Annotated in this window: 2 protein-coding genes; both read right to left on the bottom strand. The window is 38.7% G+C overall.

Annotated elements, in window-relative coordinates:
• The coding region (locus VXQ92_RS20855; protein WP_416683054.1) for a nucleotidyltransferase family protein at positions 1–107 on the bottom strand (107 nt) is incomplete at its 3' end.
• The gene (locus VXQ92_RS20850; protein WP_416683053.1) at positions 107–1,063 is read right to left on the bottom strand and encodes an aminoglycoside phosphotransferase family protein; all 957 of its coding nucleotides are present in this window, start codon (positions 1,061–1,063) and stop codon (positions 107–109) included. The genes VXQ92_RS20850 and VXQ92_RS20855, both read right to left, overlap by 1 nt.
• Position 1,064: the final 1 nt, after the last annotated feature.

Here is a 1,064-nt window from a genome sequence, read left to right as displayed (position 1 = left end):
CACACAATAAGTGGCTTACCACCTACCTCCAGCAGAGGCTTTGGTGTATATAGCGTGAGTGGACGCATACGATTGCCCAAGCCAGCAGCTAAAATCATTGCTTTCATTATGCTGCAACCTCATAAGGGCCATATTTTTCAATAAATTTAGGCATTACTGAACTGTGAATAAACGCCATGAAGTCATCAAGCTCATGATAGCCATGGCTCTCTTCAAGTAAATACCACATGACTCGTGGTAAATCCTTCAAATAACCAGACTTACCATCTCGCTCAAACAAACGGACAAAGATACCTAAAATTTTGATATGGCGTTGAATTGCCATTAAATCAGCATCACGTTTAAATTGGTCAAAGCTTCGGTTTTGTTTAGCAGATGCTGGTAAAAGCTCATAGAACACTTTAAACCATTGATAAACACGCTCAGCATTCCACTGCACGTATGCATCACGTGTAATCGAGATTAAATCATATGTATCAGCACCAATAACCGCGTCTTGGAAGTCAATTACTCCCAATTCTTCTTCATTAGCAATTTTCATTAAATTACGACTATGAAAATCACGATGTACAATAACTTGCGGTTGAGCTAATGCTGCCTGAGCCAAGAAATCAAATGCATCATCAATAGTTTTCTTTTGCTCAGCTGTTGGATGGATATCGAGTGACGGTAACATCCAATCTGTTAACAACTGCATTTCCGATAAAAGCTTTTCATAAGAATAAGCCGGGAAATGTTCAGCCCCATTAATCGATTGCAAATGAATAAGCTGTTTAAAACTCTGTTCATAATATTGATCAACTGTTTCATCGTTTAACAATAAAAAACCTTGATTTAAATCTTTTGCAACGATCTGAGGTACCCGAACCCCATGCCCTGCAAAAAACTCGTCAATGGTCACAAACGGAACACAGTCTTCTTTTTCAGGAGGCGCATCCATAAGCATATACGTTTTATTTTGTAACTGGATGCGAGCATAACGTCGAAAGCTTGCATCCCCTGCTAAATAAGCGATCTGAAATTGATCATTTTCAAGAACAGATGTAAGCCATGTATGTATCAAT

The organism is Acinetobacter sp. 228, assembly GCF_048147885.1.
Note: the sequence above shows the minus strand (reverse complement) of the source record. Positions and strands in the feature narration are given on the sequence as shown.